Here is a 15148-nt window from a genome sequence, read left to right as displayed (position 1 = left end):
GGGTCCTTACTCCCCTTCAACACGCATGATGCTGGCGACACCGCGCACGGTGTCGAGCTTGCGCAGCGCCTCGACGGTCCCGGAGAGGGCGGCGTCGGGCGCGCGGTGGGTGACGACGACGAGGGAGGCCTCGCCGTCCTTGCCCTGCTGGCGGACCGTATCGATCGATACGCCGTGCTCGGCGAAGACCGTCGCCACCTGGGCGAGGACGCCCGGCTTGTCGGCCACGTCGAGGCTGATGTGGTACCGCGTCACCACGTCGCCCATGGGGCTCACGGGCAGCTGGGTGTACACGGACTCGCCGGGGCCGGTGGCCTCGTTGAGCTTGTTGCGGCACACGGCGACCAGGTCGCCGAGGACGGCCGACGCGGTCGGGGCGCCGCCGGCGCCGGGGCCGTAGAACATGAGCTGCCCGGCGGCCTCGGCCTCGACGAAGACCGCGTTGTAGGCCTCGCGGACGGAGGCCAGCGGGTGGCTCAGCGGGATCATCGCCGGGTGCACGCGCGCGGTGACGGACTCGCCGTCGGCGGCCCGCTCGCAGATGGCGAGCAGCTTGATGGTGCAGCCCATCTGCTTGGCGGAGGCGAAGTCCGCGGCGGTGACCTCGGTCATGCCCTCGCGGTAGACGTCGTCGAGGCGTACGCGGGTGTGGAACGCGATCCCGGCGAGGATGGCGGCCTTGGCGGCGGCGTCGAAGCCCTCGACGTCGGCGGTCGGGTCGGCTTCCGCGTACCCGAGTGCGGTGGCCTCGTCGAGGGCCTCGGAGTACCCGGCACCGTTCGTGTCCATCCGGTCGAGGATGAAGTTGGTGGTCCCGTTGACGATGCCCATCACGCGGTTGATCTTGTCGCCGGCGAGGGACTCGCGCAGCGGCCGGATGAGCGGGATGGCGCCCGCGACGGCGGCCTCGTAGTAGAGGTCCTGGCCGTGCTGGTCGGCGGAGGCGTAGAGCGTCGTGCCGTCCTGGGCGAGGAGCGCCTTGTTGGCCGAGACGACGGAGGCGCCGTGCTCGAAGGCGGTGGTGATGAGGGTGCGGGCGGGCTCGACACCGCCGATGACCTCGACGACGACGTCGATGTCGCCCCGTTTGACCAGGGCGGTGGCGTCGGTGGTGATCAGCTCGGCGGGGATCCCCTCACGGACCTTGTCCGGGCGGCGGACCGCGACGCCGGCGAGCTCGACCGGGGCGCCGATGCGCGCGGCGAGGTCGTCGGCGTGCGTCGTCATGATGCGCGCCACCTCTGAGCCGACCACACCACAGCCCAGCAGCGCCACCTTCAGCGGACGCGTACGCATCATCCGACCTCGTTTCTCGTACTGCTTCTCGTACTGCTTCGTATCTCTACGGTTGGACCAGTCTCACTCACCGGACGACGGTTTCTGCCCCTCGTCCGGATCCTGAGACGTCTATTTCATCACCCGACATCGAGACGCAGGAGATCTTCCTCCGTCTCGCGCCGGACGATCACCCGCGCCTCGCCGTCGCGCACGGCGACGACGGGCGGGCGGAGTGCGTGGTTGTAGTTGCTGGCCATCGACCGGCAGTACGCGCCGGTGGCGGGCACGGCGACGAGATCGCCGGGCGCGATGTCGGCCGGCAGGAACGCGTCCCGTACGACGATGTCGCCACTCTCGCAGTGCTTGCCGACGACACGGGTGAGCATGGGCTCGGCGTCACTCGTCCGCGACACGAGGGCGACGCTGTACTCGGCGTCGTACAGCGCGGTGCGGATGTTGTCGGACATGCCGCCGTCCACGCTGACGTACGTCCGCAGCCCCTCCAGGGGCTTGACGGTGCCGACCTCGTACAGGGTGAAGGCGGTGGGACCGACGATGGCGCGCCCGGGCTCGACGGAGATGCGCGGGGTGGCGAGGCGGGCGGCCTCGCACTCACGGGCGACGATCTCCTTCAGGGCCTTGGCGATGTGGTGGGGCTCACGGGGGTCGTCGTCCGAGGTGTAGGCGATGCCGAGGCCGCCGCCGAGGTCGATCTCGGGGAGCTCGACGCCGTGCTCGTCGCGTACCTCGGCGAGGAGCTGGACGACACGGCGGGCGGAGACCTCGAAGCCGGCCATGTCGAAGATCTGCGATCCGATGTGCGAGTGGATGCCGATGAGCTCGAGACCGTCGAGCTTCAGCGCACGCCGGACGGCCTCCGCGGCCTGTCCCCCGGCGAGCGCGATGCCGAACTTCTGGTCCTCGTGGGCGGTGGCGATGAACTCGTGCGTGTGGGCCTCGACGCCGACGGTGACGCGGATCTGGACGCGCTGCCGCTTGCCGAGGGAGTCGGCGATGTGGGCGACGCGGACGATCTCCTGGAAGGAGTCGAGGACGATGCGCCCGACGCCGACCTCGACGGCCCGCCGGATCTCTTCCTCGCTCTTGTTGTTCCCGTGGTAGGCGATGCGCTCGGGGGGCATGCCGGCGGAGAGGGCGGTGCTGAGCTCACCGGCGGAGCAGACGTCGAGGTTGAGCCCCTCCTCCGTGAGCCAGCGCACGACGGCGCGGGAGAGGAAGGCCTTGCCGGCGTAGAAGACGTCGGCGTCGGCGCCGAAGGCGTCGGCCCAGGCGCGGCAGCGGGTGCGGAAGTCGTCCTCGTCGAGGAAGTAGGCGGGGGTGCCGAACTCCTCGCGGAGCTCGTCGACCGTGAGGCCGCCGACGGTGAGCTGCCCTTCGTCGTTACGCCGGACGGTCCGGGCCCAGACCTTGGGGTCGAGCCGGTTCAGGTCGGCGGGCGGGGCGGTGTAGTGCCCCTCGGGGAGGACGTCGGCGTGGCGGGGCCCGGCGGGGTGGGCGGAACGGCTCATGTCGTCTGCATCTTTCAGATCTGGTCGGGTGCGCTGATGCCGAGCAGGGAGAGGCCACCGGCGAGCACCACCCCGGCGGCTTCGGCGAGCGCGAGCCGGGAGCGGTGGGCGGCCGAGGGTTTCTCGTCGCCGAGGGGCAGGACGGTGTGCTGGAAGTCGAGCAGCGCGTCGGCGACGACTTCGAGATGCCGGGCGACCCGGTCGGGGGCGCGGTGGCGGGCGGCGGAGGCGAGAACGGCGGGGTGGTCGCCGAGGGCGCGGGTGAGCGCGGGCGCGTCGACTCTCTCGCGGGCATCGCTACGGAACGAGAGCTGCTCGGCGTTCCGGACGAGGGCGCGGGCCCGGGAGCAGGCGTACCGGACCCGGAAGAAGGGGTTGCTCTCGTCCTGCCGCAGGAGGAGGTCGTCGAGAGGGGCGCGATCGCGAGCGGCGGCGGAGAGCAGCCCCCAGCGGGCGGCGTCGGGCCCGAAGCGCCGGAGAAGCTCGGAGGCGGTGTACGGAACGGGAAGCGGGGCGATGTCGGTGGCCAGGCGGCCCCGGGAGTCCTCGGCCTCGATCCGTACGCCGAGGTCGGCCCAGGCGGGGTCGGCCGCGTCCTCGCAGGAGGTGCGGACGGCGTATCCCTGGGACAGAAGGAGGCGCCGCACGGCGTCGGCGGTGACGGCGGCCCGGACATCGGCGCGGTAGGCGGGCTGGGCGACCTGGCCAGTGGGGTCGAGCCGTCCGTACCGGTCGCCACGCCGGAGGATCTCGCGCACGAGGTCCTGCTGGGCGCCGGTGTGGAGGGTGAAGTTCAGGAACCCGGGCCCGGTGATCTCGACGGCGGCGAGCCCGGGGCTGTGCCGGAGCCGGTCGCGGAGGATGGCGGCGACGTCGAGGGGCGGGCGCTGCGCGGCGCGGGCGAGGGCCAGGGCGACGTTGCTGGCGTAGTCCCCACGCCCACCGGGCCGGGGCCGCTCGACGGCGACGCGCTGGGGGACCTCCACACGGAGCGCACCGTCGTCGACCGCACGGCGCACGGCGTGCAGCACGGTGAGGGAGAGGTCCGCGGGGGTCACGGGACAAGCGTATGGGAGAAGGGGGGTAGGAATGCGAACCGGTTTCGCCATGCGGTCACTGAGCCCCCGGCCCCGCCCGGGGGCGCGCTAGGGCCGGGTACGGGAGTGCCCGAGACCGTGACATCCGTCGTGGGCGGGGCGGGGGGTGGCGTCGAGGGGGGCGGGGTCGTGGGGGGTGCGGGGGGCGGCGTCGCAAGGGCCACGGGTGCCGGGGTCGTGGGGGGCGTGGATGCCGGCGTCCCGGGTGGCCCGGGCGCCGGCGTCGCGGGAGCCGGGGTCGTGGGTGGCGCGGGGGGCGTCGCGGGTTCCGGAGTCGCAGGTGGCCCGGGGGCTGTCGCCCTGGGGGCAGTCATGGGTGGTGCCGTGCGGTCTGCCGTCGACGCCCGACGGCCCCTCCTGTCCGCCACGCCGCTGCCCGGGCTCACGCCCGTCGCGGTGCATGAGCTTGCGCACGACGCGTACGAGCTCGGCGGGTTCGAAGGGCTTGGCGAGGAACGCGTCGACACCGACGGCGACGCCGCTGTCCATCTCGTACTGCGTGCATCCGCTGACGATGGCGACGGGCAGATGACTGGTACGCGGATCGGACCGAAGTCTCTCGGCCGTGCGCAACCCGTCCAACCGGGGCATGACGACGTCAAGGGTGACGACATCAGGCCGAACCTGATGCACGACATCCAGACACTCGGCACCATCGGCCGCGGTCACGACCTCGAAGCCCTCAAGCTCGAGATTGACCCTGATCAACTGCCGGATCACCCGGTTGTCATCGACAACGAGCACCCGACCGGACATGCCTGACACACGACGAGAGTAGGTCGCGGGAAGTGGCTGCGTCCGGGTTTTGCCCACTTCCGACCCGTGAGGGGGAACGAGGGGTCGGTGACTCGACGGAAATACCTGTTCACAGGCACGGCTCGGATGCTGGTAGGGTTCTACCCGTCGCCGCCGAACGCGGCGGACGCCCCCGTAGCTCAGGGGATAGAGCAACGGCCTCCGGAGCCGTGTGCGCAGGTTCGAATCCTGCCGGGGGCACTTCGCAGGAAGTGCCTAAAGACCCCGCCACCAGCTAAGACGCTGAGGACGGGGTCTTTCGCGTTGCGCAGGCGCGTGTCGCGCAGAGCGGCCGTATGACAGGCGCTGCGGCCTACTCGCGGCCTGGGCTGTGTGGCATCGACACAGGTCAAGTCCGTGTCTCGGCCCGACGAATGAGGGGAACAGGAAATGGCTTGGGGAGCCGGGGAGACCGCTGCGGAGCCGGTTCGGCCGGTGTGGGTGCTGACGCCGCTGGAGAGCGTCGGACCACTGCACTTCGGCATGTCCGCCGACGAGGTCAGGACTGCGCTCCCCGAGGCCCTTGAGCTGAGCCGTTTCTCAGCTGAACCCTTCTCGCCCGGTATCCACGGTCTCCAACTCGGCTTTCACCCAGCGGTACCCGCTGTCTACACGTACTTCGACGGCACCGGCCGGCTCTTCTGCGTAGCGGCTGACGCCGCCCATGGTCCGCGCGTGACCCTGGACGGACTGGAGCTGACGGGCCGCGTGCCGGCCGTGCTCGAAGACACGGTCCTGGACCTCTATTCCTCGCCTGCTCGCAGGGTGTCGTACGGGCCGCGGGGCAACCCGGGAATCGACGACGTCGGCGTGGTCCTGCGTGTTCAGGACACCGCAGGCGGGGTGATGACCCGGCCGGTGCTGGTGGGCCGCGAATGGGCCGACCGTTGCACCGATGACTGGGAAGGTTCCGTACCGGAGTGCGAGTGGCTGGGCCGTCAGTGGTGCGTGTACAACGGCTCGGATGTCTGGCCCCCGCCCGGATACGCGACGAATTGGCCGCCGGGGTGGAGTCCCCCGTTCTAGGCATCTTCTTGGAGCCGTTGCAGCGCGTAATTACCGAAGGCTCCCGAACAGGTCCAGGGGCCGTGGATCGGGGGTTGGCCACCACACGCAGGTCCACCTCGTCGGACACCTTGGGCTCCTGCCAGCGCGCTGAAACGAGCGGGTTCTCCGAGAACTCTCCGAGGTCGACCGCGTAGTCACCGTTTTCCATGCTGCCGCCCGACGCGATTGCGTCTTACTCGGTGTGGCGAGCGTCGGGAGTGCGGCAGCGTCCGACAGAGAGCGGAGGTCGCGGTGATGTTGATCGCGAGATCGGGAGCCGCCTGTCGACGACTTCAGCCGCGGGCCACTGAAAAGCCCTTCGAGGCGTCGGTGATGCGTTTACCTTCGACCAGCATGTCCCCCAGAGTTGGCGCGTCCGCAGCGATCGGCGAGCTCAGGCACGGCCTGACCGTCCCTACCGGACGACGACGTTGTGCGCCGGAATGATCGTGGGCTGCACGTCGGTGTGGCCGAGGTCGGCCAGGATTGGGCCGAAGGTCTTCGCGTGGGCTTCAAGGGCCTCCACGCTCTCCCAAACCTCGGTCACGCGGAACCCTCCGTCAACCGGCCCCGCGGCGTGAGAGACGAGACCTGTTGTCGACAGGTCTGCGAATTGCGTGAAGCCTTGACCATTGGTCACGCGTTCGATGACGGCGTCGTAAAGCTCCTGCCCGGCGTCAGGGAAGTCGAAGGTGACGATGATGGCCATCTAGGTGCCCCTATCTCGGTCGGCCGCGTTGCTGCGGCAACGACCACGATCCTAGCGTTAGGTAATCGGGTGAGTTCGCAGAGCGACGTAGTACTGATCACCGGACGGCGTCGCACTCGCGCGCAGAGCCGCCGCTGCCAGAGCCAGCTCACGGTGCGCCAGCACCAAGTGCCGAGGTCCGCGCGGGACGGGAAGCGCGTCTGCCGCTCCCTGTGGCGTTGCCCTGAGCGAGTTCTCTGGTGGCACTGGGCCGACCGCCAGGACGAGCCGCTGGAGATCTGCCCGATCCTGGTCGGCTGACATCCACCGCTGACATCAACAAGCCCGGACACAGACGGTGTGCAGCGATCCGACGGCAGGTCGGTCCCCGGCTGAGCGACCAGCCCTGGCCCACCGATCGAACTCCTCAAGCGGATGTCAGCCCGCATTGCCCGACTCGGTCGGGGGTGGCCCGTACGCAGTCGTGGTGATGGTGCATTCTGTCCGGCATGGATGAGCCGGCTCCGCCGTACCTGAAGGTCCACTTTCGCCTGGAGGTCGAGGATGACTGGCCACCGGCAGGGGTGGAAAGCCTCTGGGCCACTGACCGCGGCAACGGAACCGTCGAACTGGCGAACACCCCCTTCTTCGTGCGGGGTGTTGCCATTGGCGACATCGTCGAAACGTCCACCGACAATAAGGGCACCCGCTGGGCCGGCAGTGTGGTCCGTCCCTCGGACAACTGCACCATTCGCCTGATCGTGCTCCGCGACGGCGGCTCAGCAGCGGCACGGCAGAGCGTGCTCAACGTCTTCCATGAGCTGGGTGCGGGTGGTGAAGGTATCGAGCGATTCCGCATGGTGGCCCTCGACATCCCGCCGAACGCCGAGGTCGTCAAGATCAAGCGGCCCCTACAAGAGGGAGTCGAGCGAGAGTGGTGGCACGTGGAGGAGGGGTGCATCACGGACGCGTGGCGGACGGCAGAGCCTGCCTAGCTCCGGGTCGTGCCAGGACGCGTGCCGGATCGGACGGGGAACGGCAGTCGATGGCGGGCTGCACGAAGAGCGACAGTGACCGCCCTGGCAGCCGTTTTCACTGGCCAGAGCTCCATTGCAGCCCGCAGCTGCCATCTTCAGTCACTGAGGTCTTCTCGCATGCGGAGGCGCAGTGCGGCGAGGGCGTCGTCGTAGCCGCGGCGCCCCTCCAAGTAGGCCGGCTCGGTGACCAATACACCCTCCATCACGAGGTCGCGGAGGTCACGCAGCTGACGGAACGCGCCTTCGGAGGCATCTACGACCCGGGTAGGTGCGGTGATCGTCATCTGGTAGCGCAATCCGATACAGGGTCCGAACGCCGCACGGGCGGTGGTGCGTCGCGCAGGAAGAGACATGTCCGGATCCCGAGCCACGTTGCCAGAAGCGTGACGTGCCTCGGAGAGGCATGCCAGGTACTCCCCGTACAAGGTACGACGTGTCTGCGTTTCACGGTCCAGACGCTCTCGCCGCCATCGGCGCCTGTCGAGCAGCATGGCGGATCCAGTAGCGATCGCAGCGCCAACTATGGTGCTGATCAGGGTGACCCACTCCATGGCCCGACGGTATCGATGACCGAGTGCACCTGACCAGGCGTCCATCAGGCAAAGCGGCAACAGGACCGCATCGCCGGCTTTGCCAGGCGCCTGGGCGAGGAGCCTGGCGCGGGCAAGGCCGCAAGGCTGCAGGTAGTGCGCTACTTCAGAGGCCCCGACGAGCCTTGCCAGGGCAGCAAGTTGCATGCCGAGGAGAAGCCCTGGTGGCACACAGGTATCACCGGCTGGACGATGCGGCTTCCACGAACCTTCGTCTCATCCGGCTGAACACCCAGCTAGCCGTCATCTCCTGCGCGGTAGTTCGCTCACTCGACAGAGCGAAGTAGACGTACTGATCAAGAGGCATCGCGGAATCGTATTCGTGCGCCTTCCCCGTCCGCGCTATGTGTACGCCGACAGCGGTGTCCCGAGCGGGCCTCGCGGGGAGTGGCTCACTTACAGCGGCTCCGACCGCCGGCGTGGTGCCCGCCCTCTAGGGACAGGTCGTCGTCACGGAGTTCGAGGCACCGCTCAGGTCGCCTTTCGCGTACCAGAAGTGACGGGTCTCGACGGTGGCTTCGCAGGGCGAGGCGTAGAACTCGTCGCTGAACTCACCGGCTTCGTTTACGGCGAATGAGTACGTGTTGGGATCCGAAAGATGGCCGAGCTGGAGAGACCTGTGCGTGAGGTGGATCGTCTCGTTGGCCTTGAATCCCTCGCCCTTGACCACCACGACCTGGAAGTTCAGCCGGGTGAATTTGACGTCGACACTGATGCTGGGCTGAGGCATGGATCCTCCTCTGCGGCGCCGTCGTGGAGAAGGCATCCCTGGGCCCGAACGGTGCCATTTCAGGCTGGCCCCGGAAGGCGGGCTCCGCAACCCGAGGGCCGGCCCGTCGCCTTCGGTCCTCCGGGGCGGCGGTTGCCGTTATTCCCTCGCTCCTCCGGAGAGGGAAGGGGAGAATCCCGGGCGATGGATGTGTTCGTGTGTGCGGGGTGCGGGGCTGTGCTGTCGGCGCCGGTGGTCAGGGTCGCGCTTCCGGTGCAGGTGCGGCAGAGGTTCGGGCACGAGATGCTGCCGCCGCTGATGGAGGCGGGGACGTACGCGGTCGATCCGGGGCCGTCCGGGCCGCCGTGGCGGGCCTGGGAGGACGTCGGGGAGGTGGAGGCGGCCGCCCGGGGGGTGTTCGCGCCGCAGGTCGCCCTCTCCTACGGGGCCCCGGGCCGGATCGTGGTCGCGCCCGGGGATTCACGCGGCACCATGCTGATCCCGGAGCGGTGCGACGGCTACTGCCTGGGGCTCGACGGTCGGGCGGGTCCCAATCTCGCCTGCGAGGAGTGCGGGCTCGCGGTGGCGGCGAGGGTGGACGACTGCTCGCTGTGGCAGGCGGTGTGGTTCGAGCCCGACGCGGTACGCCGCGTGCCGACGGCGCGGACCGCTCCCCCCGTGACGACCGAGGCCAGGCCACCGATCGACCCGGGCGGCGCCTGGAGCCCGCAGTGGGAGGCTGCGGCGGGCGCGGCGCTCGCGCATCTGCTCGTGGCCTCCCGGGGCGAGCCGGTGGCCCTGCCCGACGGGTCGGCCGGCGCGATGTTCGCCCGGGCGGCCGCCGCCCTGTTGCCGTCAGGGCCGACGGTGAGGTCCGTGGGGCTCGCCGGGCCGGGGCTGCCCGCGAGCAGCGTCGACATCGCCCTCGTACCGCGCCATCCGCGGACGGGAGAACCGTGGCGACCGGGCGGCTGCACAGTTGCCGTGCCGCTGGAGAGCTCCGTGTGGGCGTATCTGGCACTCCCGGGCGAGACCTCGCCGCTGCCGGTGTCCGGCACTCTCCCGGAGGGCGTGCTGCGGGACGACTATCCGCTGCCTGGGCATCCGTGGCGCGTCTTCCGGCCCGACGGTCGCGTGTTCCTCGACACGTTGGCCCGGCTGCCTGAGGTTCGTCTGCCGTGGCTGCGCTCGCTCTATGACCGGGTGTCTGCCGACCGGTTCGGGTCGCTGGTCTGAGGGCGCCGCCACCAGCGGGAGCGTCGAGGGTGAGGTGCTCGGGGAGCCGGGGCGGGTTCGGCTCTGATCTCGCGGGTCACGGTGTCGTTCTCGTCGCTGAGTTCCAGTTCGTACGGGAGCCCGAAGCAGCCGAGCAGCCGGGCCAGCTCGTCCAGCCGTGCGGGGTCGACGACGCCGTTGAGGAGGATGTCCGCGCCGTCGATCGGGTCGATCTCCAGCCGGCACCAGCGGGTCTCCAGCTCGTAGCCGTGCCAGGACGACGAGCTGGAGTTCCAACCCGCCTCCACGAAGCGAGTGGCTACGGTGGAGGCGTCACGGCAGCCGTGCAGAACACCGCACACGTTGTTGCCCACCTCGATCCACCGTCGGTCTAGGGTCGGGCCTTCATCGGACATGTCCACGTCCGGGAGTATGCAGCAGCCGGGGCGGCTCCTCCCTGTCTTCGTCCGCCGGCCGACGTCAGCTCCTCTTGAAGAACTCCACCTCCGCCAGGGCTATATGGCGGCCCTCGGAGAGGCCAGTCGCGTCGCGGAGGGTCAGTTGGACCGAGACGACGTCGCTGTAGCCCGTCTGGATCGTCTGCGGGCCCGGTTTGTCGGCCAGGGTGATCGTCTTCGTTTTGCTTGTGCCGTCCGCCATGGTCACCAGGAGGTCTGCCCTGATCGGGCGGGCCTGTTGACGGTGCGCTTCCGCCTTCTTCGAGACGCCCGTGTGGAGCACCACGTCCACCAGACGGAAGGGGGAGCGGAACTCGAAAGACAGCGCCTCGCCGGTCTTCGGCGCGCCCCAGTACGTGTTGCTCAGGCCGTCCGTCGCCAGCGTCGCCCCGTGCTTCGGGACCGATGCCGTCGCCTCCACCGAGGCCGGGGTAATGGGTGTCGCCTTCGAGAGCTTGTCCCTCACGTCCTCGTACAGCCAGCGGCCCGCCGGGATCAGGAAGTAGCCGCCCACCAGGAGGCCCAGCACCACCACCGCGATCACCGAGCGGCGCACCCATGCGCCCGAGCCCGATCGCACCCTGCGGCGGAACGGCCACACCGTCCGCCACCACGGCAGCGGCTCCGCCTTTGCCGTCGGGCGCAGCGGGGCCGCGCAGCGGCGGCAGAAGCGGCGGTCCGGGGCGTTCGGCGTTCCGCACTGCGGGCACGGCGGGCCCGCCTGCCGGTCCTGTACCGCCGCCGCACGTACCTTCGGGCGCTGCGCGATCGGCTTCGCCGGCTTCACCGCACCCACCGCCCCAGTCGGCGGCTCCTCAGGCTGCTGTGCCGGTCTGCGGGTGGGGATCGGTGGCGGAGTGGGCGTGCTCGTGGGGGTGTTCGTGGGGGTGCTCGTTGCGGTGTTCGTGGGGTTGTGTGTGGGCCTCGGCGGGGCCGTGGGTGCGCGGCGGGTCGTGGCGGTGTCCGCCTCCGGTTCCGGCTCCCGTTCCCGATCCGGTTCCGGCTCCCGTTCCGGCTCCCGATCCGGTTCCGTCGGAAGGCCCGTCGGGAGATCCGGCGCAAGACCCGTCGGTAGATCCACCGGAAGATCCTGCTGGAATCCCCTCAGCAGTCCCCTCAGGAACCCCGGCTGGGGCTCCGCCGGGAGTTCCGCAGGGAGTCCGGACGCGAGCGACGACGGCAGTACCGACGGCAGTTCCGGTGCCGCCACGGATGGCTGTGTGGACGGGAGTTGTGGTGCTTGCTCCTCCCCTTCCCCCCTCTCCTCCTTGAGCTCCTGCTCCTTCGTCTCCTCCTGCGACCAGCCCAGGTACGCCCCGCAGTTCCCGCAGAAGTCGTCCGTCTCGCCGTTCGCCGTCCCACAGTCCGGGCATGAGCGCATGACCTCAGCTACCTCCGTCTTCCGGTGGGCCGGTGAGGATCTCCACCCGGCACGTCAGGTGGGCCGGGCAGGACGCCGCGACCACGTCCAGGACCTGGCGCGCGTTCACCGTCGGTGTTCGGACCGGCCAGACCAGGACCAGGAGTTCACCCGGTGGCTCCTGGGGCAGGTCCGAGCCGGCCGTCGTCGACCAGGTGGCGCCGCCCCCGTCGACGATCTTCGCGTCCACCCCGAGGCAGAGGCGCAGGCTCTCCACGAGGCCGCGGCGGGTGCCGCGCAGGCGGTGGAGTTCCATCGCTCGGGCCACGACCGTTCTGGCCAGTTCCTCCGGCCACTCCTCGTCCAGCTCCACGCCCAGCCAGGTCGAGAGCCAGTGCAGGAAGTCCGGAGGCGTGAGCGCGGGGTCGAAGTACGCCGGGAGGTTGTCCAGTGTCGCGAACACCGGGGCCAGGACCGTGTCCAGGCCCGACGTGAAGCGCTGTGCGAAGTCGTCCTCCGCGTACAGGGCCGGGAGCAGGCCGCCGATCGGGTGGCGGCTCGGCAGGCCGGGGACGGCTGCTCTGGTCACGTGACGCCGCCCAGATCCCCGGGCGCCACGACCACCTGGTGCTGGTACGAGAAGACCAGGGCGTTGCGCGCCACGTCGATCCGCTCGACCGGCGCCCCGCGGCGGCCGGTCACCGGGTCGGCGGGGAAGAGGCGGACCTCCTCCACCAGGGCGTTCTGAGCGGCCCGTTGGAGGACCGCGAAGACCTCGCCGTACTGGACCGGCCTGCCGAACGGCCAGCCCCTGCCGTCGGCTCCGCCGTGCAGCGGGTTGAGGTGCCGGAACAGCGCGGCGAGCGCGTCCTCCCGTACCCGGTCCACGTCCTGCGGCTCGGCCACCAGCCTGGCCACCACCGTGATGCCCTGGTACGCCGGGGGTTCCACGACCAGCCGTGTACCCACCAGCCGGCGCTCGTCGAGCCGGGCGGTGATCGCCGAGAGGACCTGCTCGGAGGGGATCAGCTGCTCGAACCTGAGCCGGTCGTCCCCCTCGTCGGCGACCGCGTCCGGGACGATCAGTACGCGTACGGCGCCGCCCTCCCCCGCCACCGCGGGCAGACAGCGCACCCGCCGTACCGAGGGGGCCGCCTCGCGGGCGATGAACTCGTAGTCCTGGGCGGTGACCGCCCGGTCCCGGATCCGCAGCACGTGCGGCGCCCGCACCTTCGCGTTGCCGACGGTCTCGCCGTCCACCCCGCCCCGTGCCGCCTCGCGGTTCTCGACCCGGGCGATGTACGGGACGGAGCTGCGCAGGACCGAGATCGCACCGCGCGCCACGTTGCCGCCGGCTCCACCGCCCGTGCGGTAGCGCGGGACCCGTACCTGGGCTCCCTGGTCGGGCACCGCGCCGTAGGTGCGCACCGTGCCGTCGGGCTCCCGCAGCGCGGGCGGGAAGGTGAACTCGCCGGTCGTGGCGTCCACGACCACATGCCGGTCGGTGGGCGACGAGTCGCCGAAATGGTCCACGGCGGTCCAGGTCTGCCAGCCCTCGGCCGAGGACACCTCGACCTCCACCGGTGCGCCGTCGAGCAGCAGCGGCGGGCGGGGAAGCCGGAAGCGCTGGCCCGCGACGCCGTCGGAGGCGCCGAGGAGCGTGTCGTACACGACCTCCGCGTGCTCGACCGTCATCGTGCCGCCCACGGTGAACACCTCGGCCTCGCGGAGGGTCGGCGACTCGGAGTAGAAGGGCTGGCCCTCCTCCGGCGCCGTGACGCGGCAGCGCAGCCAGCCGGCGCGCGTGCCCGCGACGACGGACGCGGTGTGTCCCGCCGGTACGAACACGATGATCTCGCCGGGCCTGTTGAGCCCGCCCGTGGTGTCCGAACCGGTCTCGCAGGCCACCCACCGCGCGCCGTCCCAGGCCTCCCACACGAGGGGCGGCTGCCGGGGGTCGACACCGACGCCCTCGACCCGGCTGTCGAGCCGTACGGCGACGATGCAGTGCGGCACGGCCGTCGGCAGGCCGAACAGCAGCGCGTCACCGGGGGCCGGGGCCGCCTGGAAGCAGGGGATGTCCCGGCCCTCGCCGAGCGCGGTCGTCCGGTCCGTCTGCTCGCCGCCGGCCGGGGCGGTCACGAGGCGGGTCAGGGAGCTGGGCACGATCGGCAGGTCGGCGGCGGTGCCGAACACCACCGCCTCCTCCGTCTCGCTCCGTACGGTGGCCACTTCGACGCCCGCCCGCAGCATCACCGTGTCGGGCTGGGGCGCGGACAGCCAGAAGTCGACGTCCGCCGTCGCGGCCGTCGGCGGGAACAGCCGTACGCCCAGCAGGTCGAGGAACGCGGCGTAGTTCTTCTCCGGCACCCGGTTCAGCCGGTAGAGCAGCTGGTCGACCATGTACGCGAAGGTCTCGATGAGCGTGACCCCGGGGTCCGACACGTTGTGGTCGGTCCACTCGGGCGCCGCCTGTTGCACGTACCGCTTCGCCTCGTCGACGAGCTGCTGGAACCGTCGGTCGTCAAGGTTCGGTGAGGGCAGAGCCATCAGCGGACTCCTGTCTCGTCGGAGCCCTCGTGGGAGGGGATGGAGTAGAACGGAAAGACCAGGTTCCGCAGGTCGTTGGTGGACCGGACCGTGTACCGGACGTCGATGTAGAAGATGCCGTCGTCCACCGCGTCGAACGCGACCACCACGTCGTCGACCTCGATCCGCGGCTCCCAGCGCTCCAGCGCCGTCCGCACCTCGTGGCCGATCCGGCCGGCCGTCTCGCCGTCGCCCGGCGCGAAGACGTACTCGTGGATCCCGCAGCCGAACTCGGGGCGCATCGGGCGCTCGCCCGGCGCCGTGCCGAGGACGAGGCGGATCGCCTCCTCGATCTCCCGGTCGCGCTCCACCATGCCGATGCCGCCGGTGGGGCTCACCCGGAGCGGGAAGCCCCAGCCCCGGCCGATGAACCGCTCGCTCACACCGGCCCCCCGATGAGGACGTTGGGCGCGCCCGTCAGGATCTGCGCCCCGCAGCTCGTCTGGTCCCGTGCGCAGGCGGCGGGCAGCCCGCCGATCAGTACCGTCCCGCCCACGGCGGCGCGGGGGTTCGGCATGATCACGTTGGCCGGGCCGAGGTAGGCGTGCGGCACGCACGCGTGCAGGCTTCCGGTCACCGCGGCCGGCTTGCCGCCGATGAGCACGGTGGGGACCATGAGGGCACCGGGCGGCGGGGTGCCGATGACACCGCCGTGTGCCGTGGGGTCTCCGACGCGGGCTGCGGGAGGCATCTTTCCTTCTCCTTGCTGGGGGGTTACGCGGTCGTGGTGGGTGCGGGTCGGGTGGGCGGGGGCCT

The 15148-nt window shown here is 70.7% G+C and carries 15 protein-coding genes, 1 tRNA gene and 1 pseudogene; 4 read left to right on the top strand and 13 right to left on the bottom strand.

From position 1 onward, the window contains the following. Positions 1-6 precede the first annotated feature (6 nt). From ACFY8U_RS24105 to ACFY8U_RS24090, 4 genes and pseudogenes are all read right to left on the bottom strand, one after another. Positions 7-1299, bottom strand: a complete 1293-nt coding sequence (locus ACFY8U_RS24105; RefSeq protein WP_389573464.1) for a homoserine dehydrogenase — start codon at positions 1297-1299, stop codon at positions 7-9. Between the two features lie 116 nt (positions 1300-1415). Beyond that, positions 1416-2807: a diaminopimelate decarboxylase gene (gene lysA, locus ACFY8U_RS24100; RefSeq protein ID WP_389573462.1), complete on the bottom strand. Its 1392-nt coding sequence runs from the start codon at positions 2805-2807 to the stop codon at positions 1416-1418. Between the two features lie 14 nt (positions 2808-2821). After that, positions 2822-3865 (bottom strand): ArgS-related anticodon-binding protein NrtL, encoded by a 1044-nt coding sequence (gene nrtL, locus ACFY8U_RS24095; RefSeq protein WP_389573459.1) that lies wholly within the window; start codon positions 3863-3865, stop codon positions 2822-2824. A 372-nt stretch (positions 3866-4237) separates the two neighbouring features. Then, positions 4238-4660 (bottom strand): annotated as a pseudogene (locus ACFY8U_RS24090) (response regulator); the annotation flags it as partial. Positions 4661-4828: 168 nt separating this feature from the next. On the opposite strand from ACFY8U_RS24090, the gene ACFY8U_RS24085 reads away from it, so the two are divergent. Beyond that, a tRNA-Arg gene (locus ACFY8U_RS24085) sits at positions 4829-4900 on the top strand. A gap of 282 nt (positions 4901-5182) precedes the next feature. Then, positions 5183-5725 (top strand): hypothetical protein, encoded by a 543-nt coding sequence (locus tag ACFY8U_RS24080; RefSeq protein WP_389573457.1) that lies wholly within the window; start codon positions 5183-5185, stop codon positions 5723-5725. A 436-nt stretch (positions 5726-6161) separates the two neighbouring features. Here ACFY8U_RS24080 and ACFY8U_RS24075 read toward each other — a convergent pair whose 3' ends face one another. Beyond that, positions 6162-6455 (bottom strand): hypothetical protein, encoded by a 294-nt coding sequence (locus ACFY8U_RS24075; protein ID WP_389573454.1) that lies wholly within the window; start codon positions 6453-6455, stop codon positions 6162-6164. Between the two features lie 488 nt (positions 6456-6943). Between ACFY8U_RS24075 and ACFY8U_RS24070 the strand changes: the two genes are divergently transcribed. Then, positions 6944-7429, top strand: coding sequence for a DUF4265 domain-containing protein (locus tag ACFY8U_RS24070; RefSeq protein WP_389573452.1), 486 nt, complete (start codon positions 6944-6946; stop codon positions 7427-7429). A gap of 137 nt (positions 7430-7566) precedes the next feature. Here ACFY8U_RS24070 and ACFY8U_RS24065 read toward each other — a convergent pair whose 3' ends face one another. Both ACFY8U_RS24065 and ACFY8U_RS24060 read right to left on the bottom strand, forming a co-directional pair. Beyond that, complete coding sequence (locus ACFY8U_RS24065) at positions 7567-8022, bottom strand: hypothetical protein (RefSeq protein ID WP_389573449.1); 456 nt, start codon at positions 8020-8022, stop codon at positions 7567-7569. Positions 8023-8494: 472 nt separating this feature from the next. Continuing rightward, complete coding sequence (locus tag ACFY8U_RS24060; protein WP_361760119.1) at positions 8495-8791, bottom strand: hypothetical protein; 297 nt, start codon at positions 8789-8791, stop codon at positions 8495-8497. Between the two features lie 183 nt (positions 8792-8974). On the opposite strand from ACFY8U_RS24060, the gene ACFY8U_RS24055 reads away from it, so the two are divergent. Further along, positions 8975-10006, top strand: a complete 1032-nt coding sequence (locus tag ACFY8U_RS24055; RefSeq protein WP_389573446.1) for a hypothetical protein — start codon at positions 8975-8977, stop codon at positions 10004-10006. On the opposite strand, the gene ACFY8U_RS24050 is transcribed toward ACFY8U_RS24055, so the two are convergent. The 6 genes from ACFY8U_RS24050 to ACFY8U_RS24025 all read right to left on the bottom strand — a co-directional run bounded on the left by ACFY8U_RS24050 (position 9964) and on the right by ACFY8U_RS24025 (position 15083). Continuing rightward, positions 9964-10407, bottom strand: coding sequence for a hypothetical protein (locus ACFY8U_RS24050; protein WP_389573444.1), 444 nt, complete (start codon positions 10405-10407; stop codon positions 9964-9966). The two genes, ACFY8U_RS24055 and ACFY8U_RS24050, sit on opposite strands and share 43 nt — an antisense overlap. 58 nt (positions 10408-10465) lie before the next feature. Next, entirely contained in the window at positions 10466-11230 is a 765-nt protein-coding gene (locus ACFY8U_RS24045) for a zinc ribbon domain-containing protein (protein WP_389573442.1), read from the bottom strand. 598 nt (positions 11231-11828) lie between these two features. Next, positions 11829-12392, bottom strand: a complete 564-nt coding sequence (locus tag ACFY8U_RS24040) for a phage tail protein (protein WP_389573441.1) — start codon at positions 12390-12392, stop codon at positions 11829-11831. Beyond that, the gene (locus ACFY8U_RS24035) at positions 12389-14353 is read right to left on the bottom strand and encodes a putative baseplate assembly protein (RefSeq protein WP_389573438.1); all 1965 of its coding nucleotides are present in this window, start codon (positions 14351-14353) and stop codon (positions 12389-12391) included. The genes ACFY8U_RS24040 and ACFY8U_RS24035 overlap by 4 nt, the downstream gene beginning before the upstream one ends. Further along, positions 14353-14775: a GPW/gp25 family protein gene (locus ACFY8U_RS24030; protein WP_361434739.1), complete on the bottom strand. Its 423-nt coding sequence runs from the start codon at positions 14773-14775 to the stop codon at positions 14353-14355. Before ACFY8U_RS24030 ends, ACFY8U_RS24035 begins: the two co-directional genes overlap by 1 nt. Next, entirely contained in the window at positions 14772-15083 is a 312-nt protein-coding gene (locus ACFY8U_RS24025) for a PAAR domain-containing protein (RefSeq protein ID WP_389573435.1), read from the bottom strand. The genes ACFY8U_RS24030 and ACFY8U_RS24025 overlap by 4 nt, the downstream gene beginning before the upstream one ends. Between the last annotated feature and the right edge of the window lie 65 nt (positions 15084-15148).

It is taken from the genome of Streptomyces sp. NPDC012508, from assembly GCF_042902595.1.
In the GTDB taxonomy this organism is placed as follows: domain Bacteria; phylum Actinomycetota; class Actinomycetes; order Streptomycetales; family Streptomycetaceae; genus Streptomyces.
Note: the sequence above shows the minus strand (reverse complement) of the source record. Positions and strands in the feature narration are given on the sequence as shown.

Excerpts from the sequence above, each read along its gene's own strand:
- ACFY8U_RS24080 (WP_389573457.1), top strand. The coding sequence starts at position 5,183 with ATGTCCGCCGACGAGGTCAGGACTGCGCTCCCCGAGGCCCTTGAGCTG.
- ACFY8U_RS24075 (WP_389573454.1), bottom strand. The coding sequence starts at position 6,455 with ATGGCCATCATCGTCACCTTCGACTTCCCTGACGCCGGGCAGGAGCTT.
- ACFY8U_RS24105 (WP_389573464.1), bottom strand. The coding sequence starts at position 1,299 with ATGATGCGTACGCGTCCGCTGAAGGTGGCGCTGCTGGGCTGTGGTGTG.
- ACFY8U_RS24055 (WP_389573446.1), top strand. The coding sequence starts at position 8,975 with ATGGATGTGTTCGTGTGTGCGGGGTGCGGGGCTGTGCTGTCGGCGCCG.
- lysA (WP_389573462.1), bottom strand. The coding sequence starts at position 2,807 with ATGAGCCGTTCCGCCCACCCCGCCGGGCCCCGCCACGCCGACGTCCTC.
- ACFY8U_RS24035 (WP_389573438.1), bottom strand. The coding sequence starts at position 14,353 with ATGGCTCTGCCCTCACCGAACCTTGACGACCGACGGTTCCAGCAGCTC.
- ACFY8U_RS24060 (WP_361760119.1), bottom strand. The coding sequence starts at position 8,791 with ATGCCTCAGCCCAGCATCAGTGTCGACGTCAAATTCACCCGGCTGAAC.
- ACFY8U_RS24065 (WP_389573449.1), bottom strand. The coding sequence starts at position 8,022 with ATGGAGTGGGTCACCCTGATCAGCACCATAGTTGGCGCTGCGATCGCT.
- ACFY8U_RS24025 (WP_389573435.1), bottom strand. The coding sequence starts at position 15,083 with ATGCCTCCCGCAGCCCGCGTCGGAGACCCCACGGCACACGGCGGTGTC.
- ACFY8U_RS24070 (WP_389573452.1), top strand. The coding sequence starts at position 6,944 with ATGGATGAGCCGGCTCCGCCGTACCTGAAGGTCCACTTTCGCCTGGAG.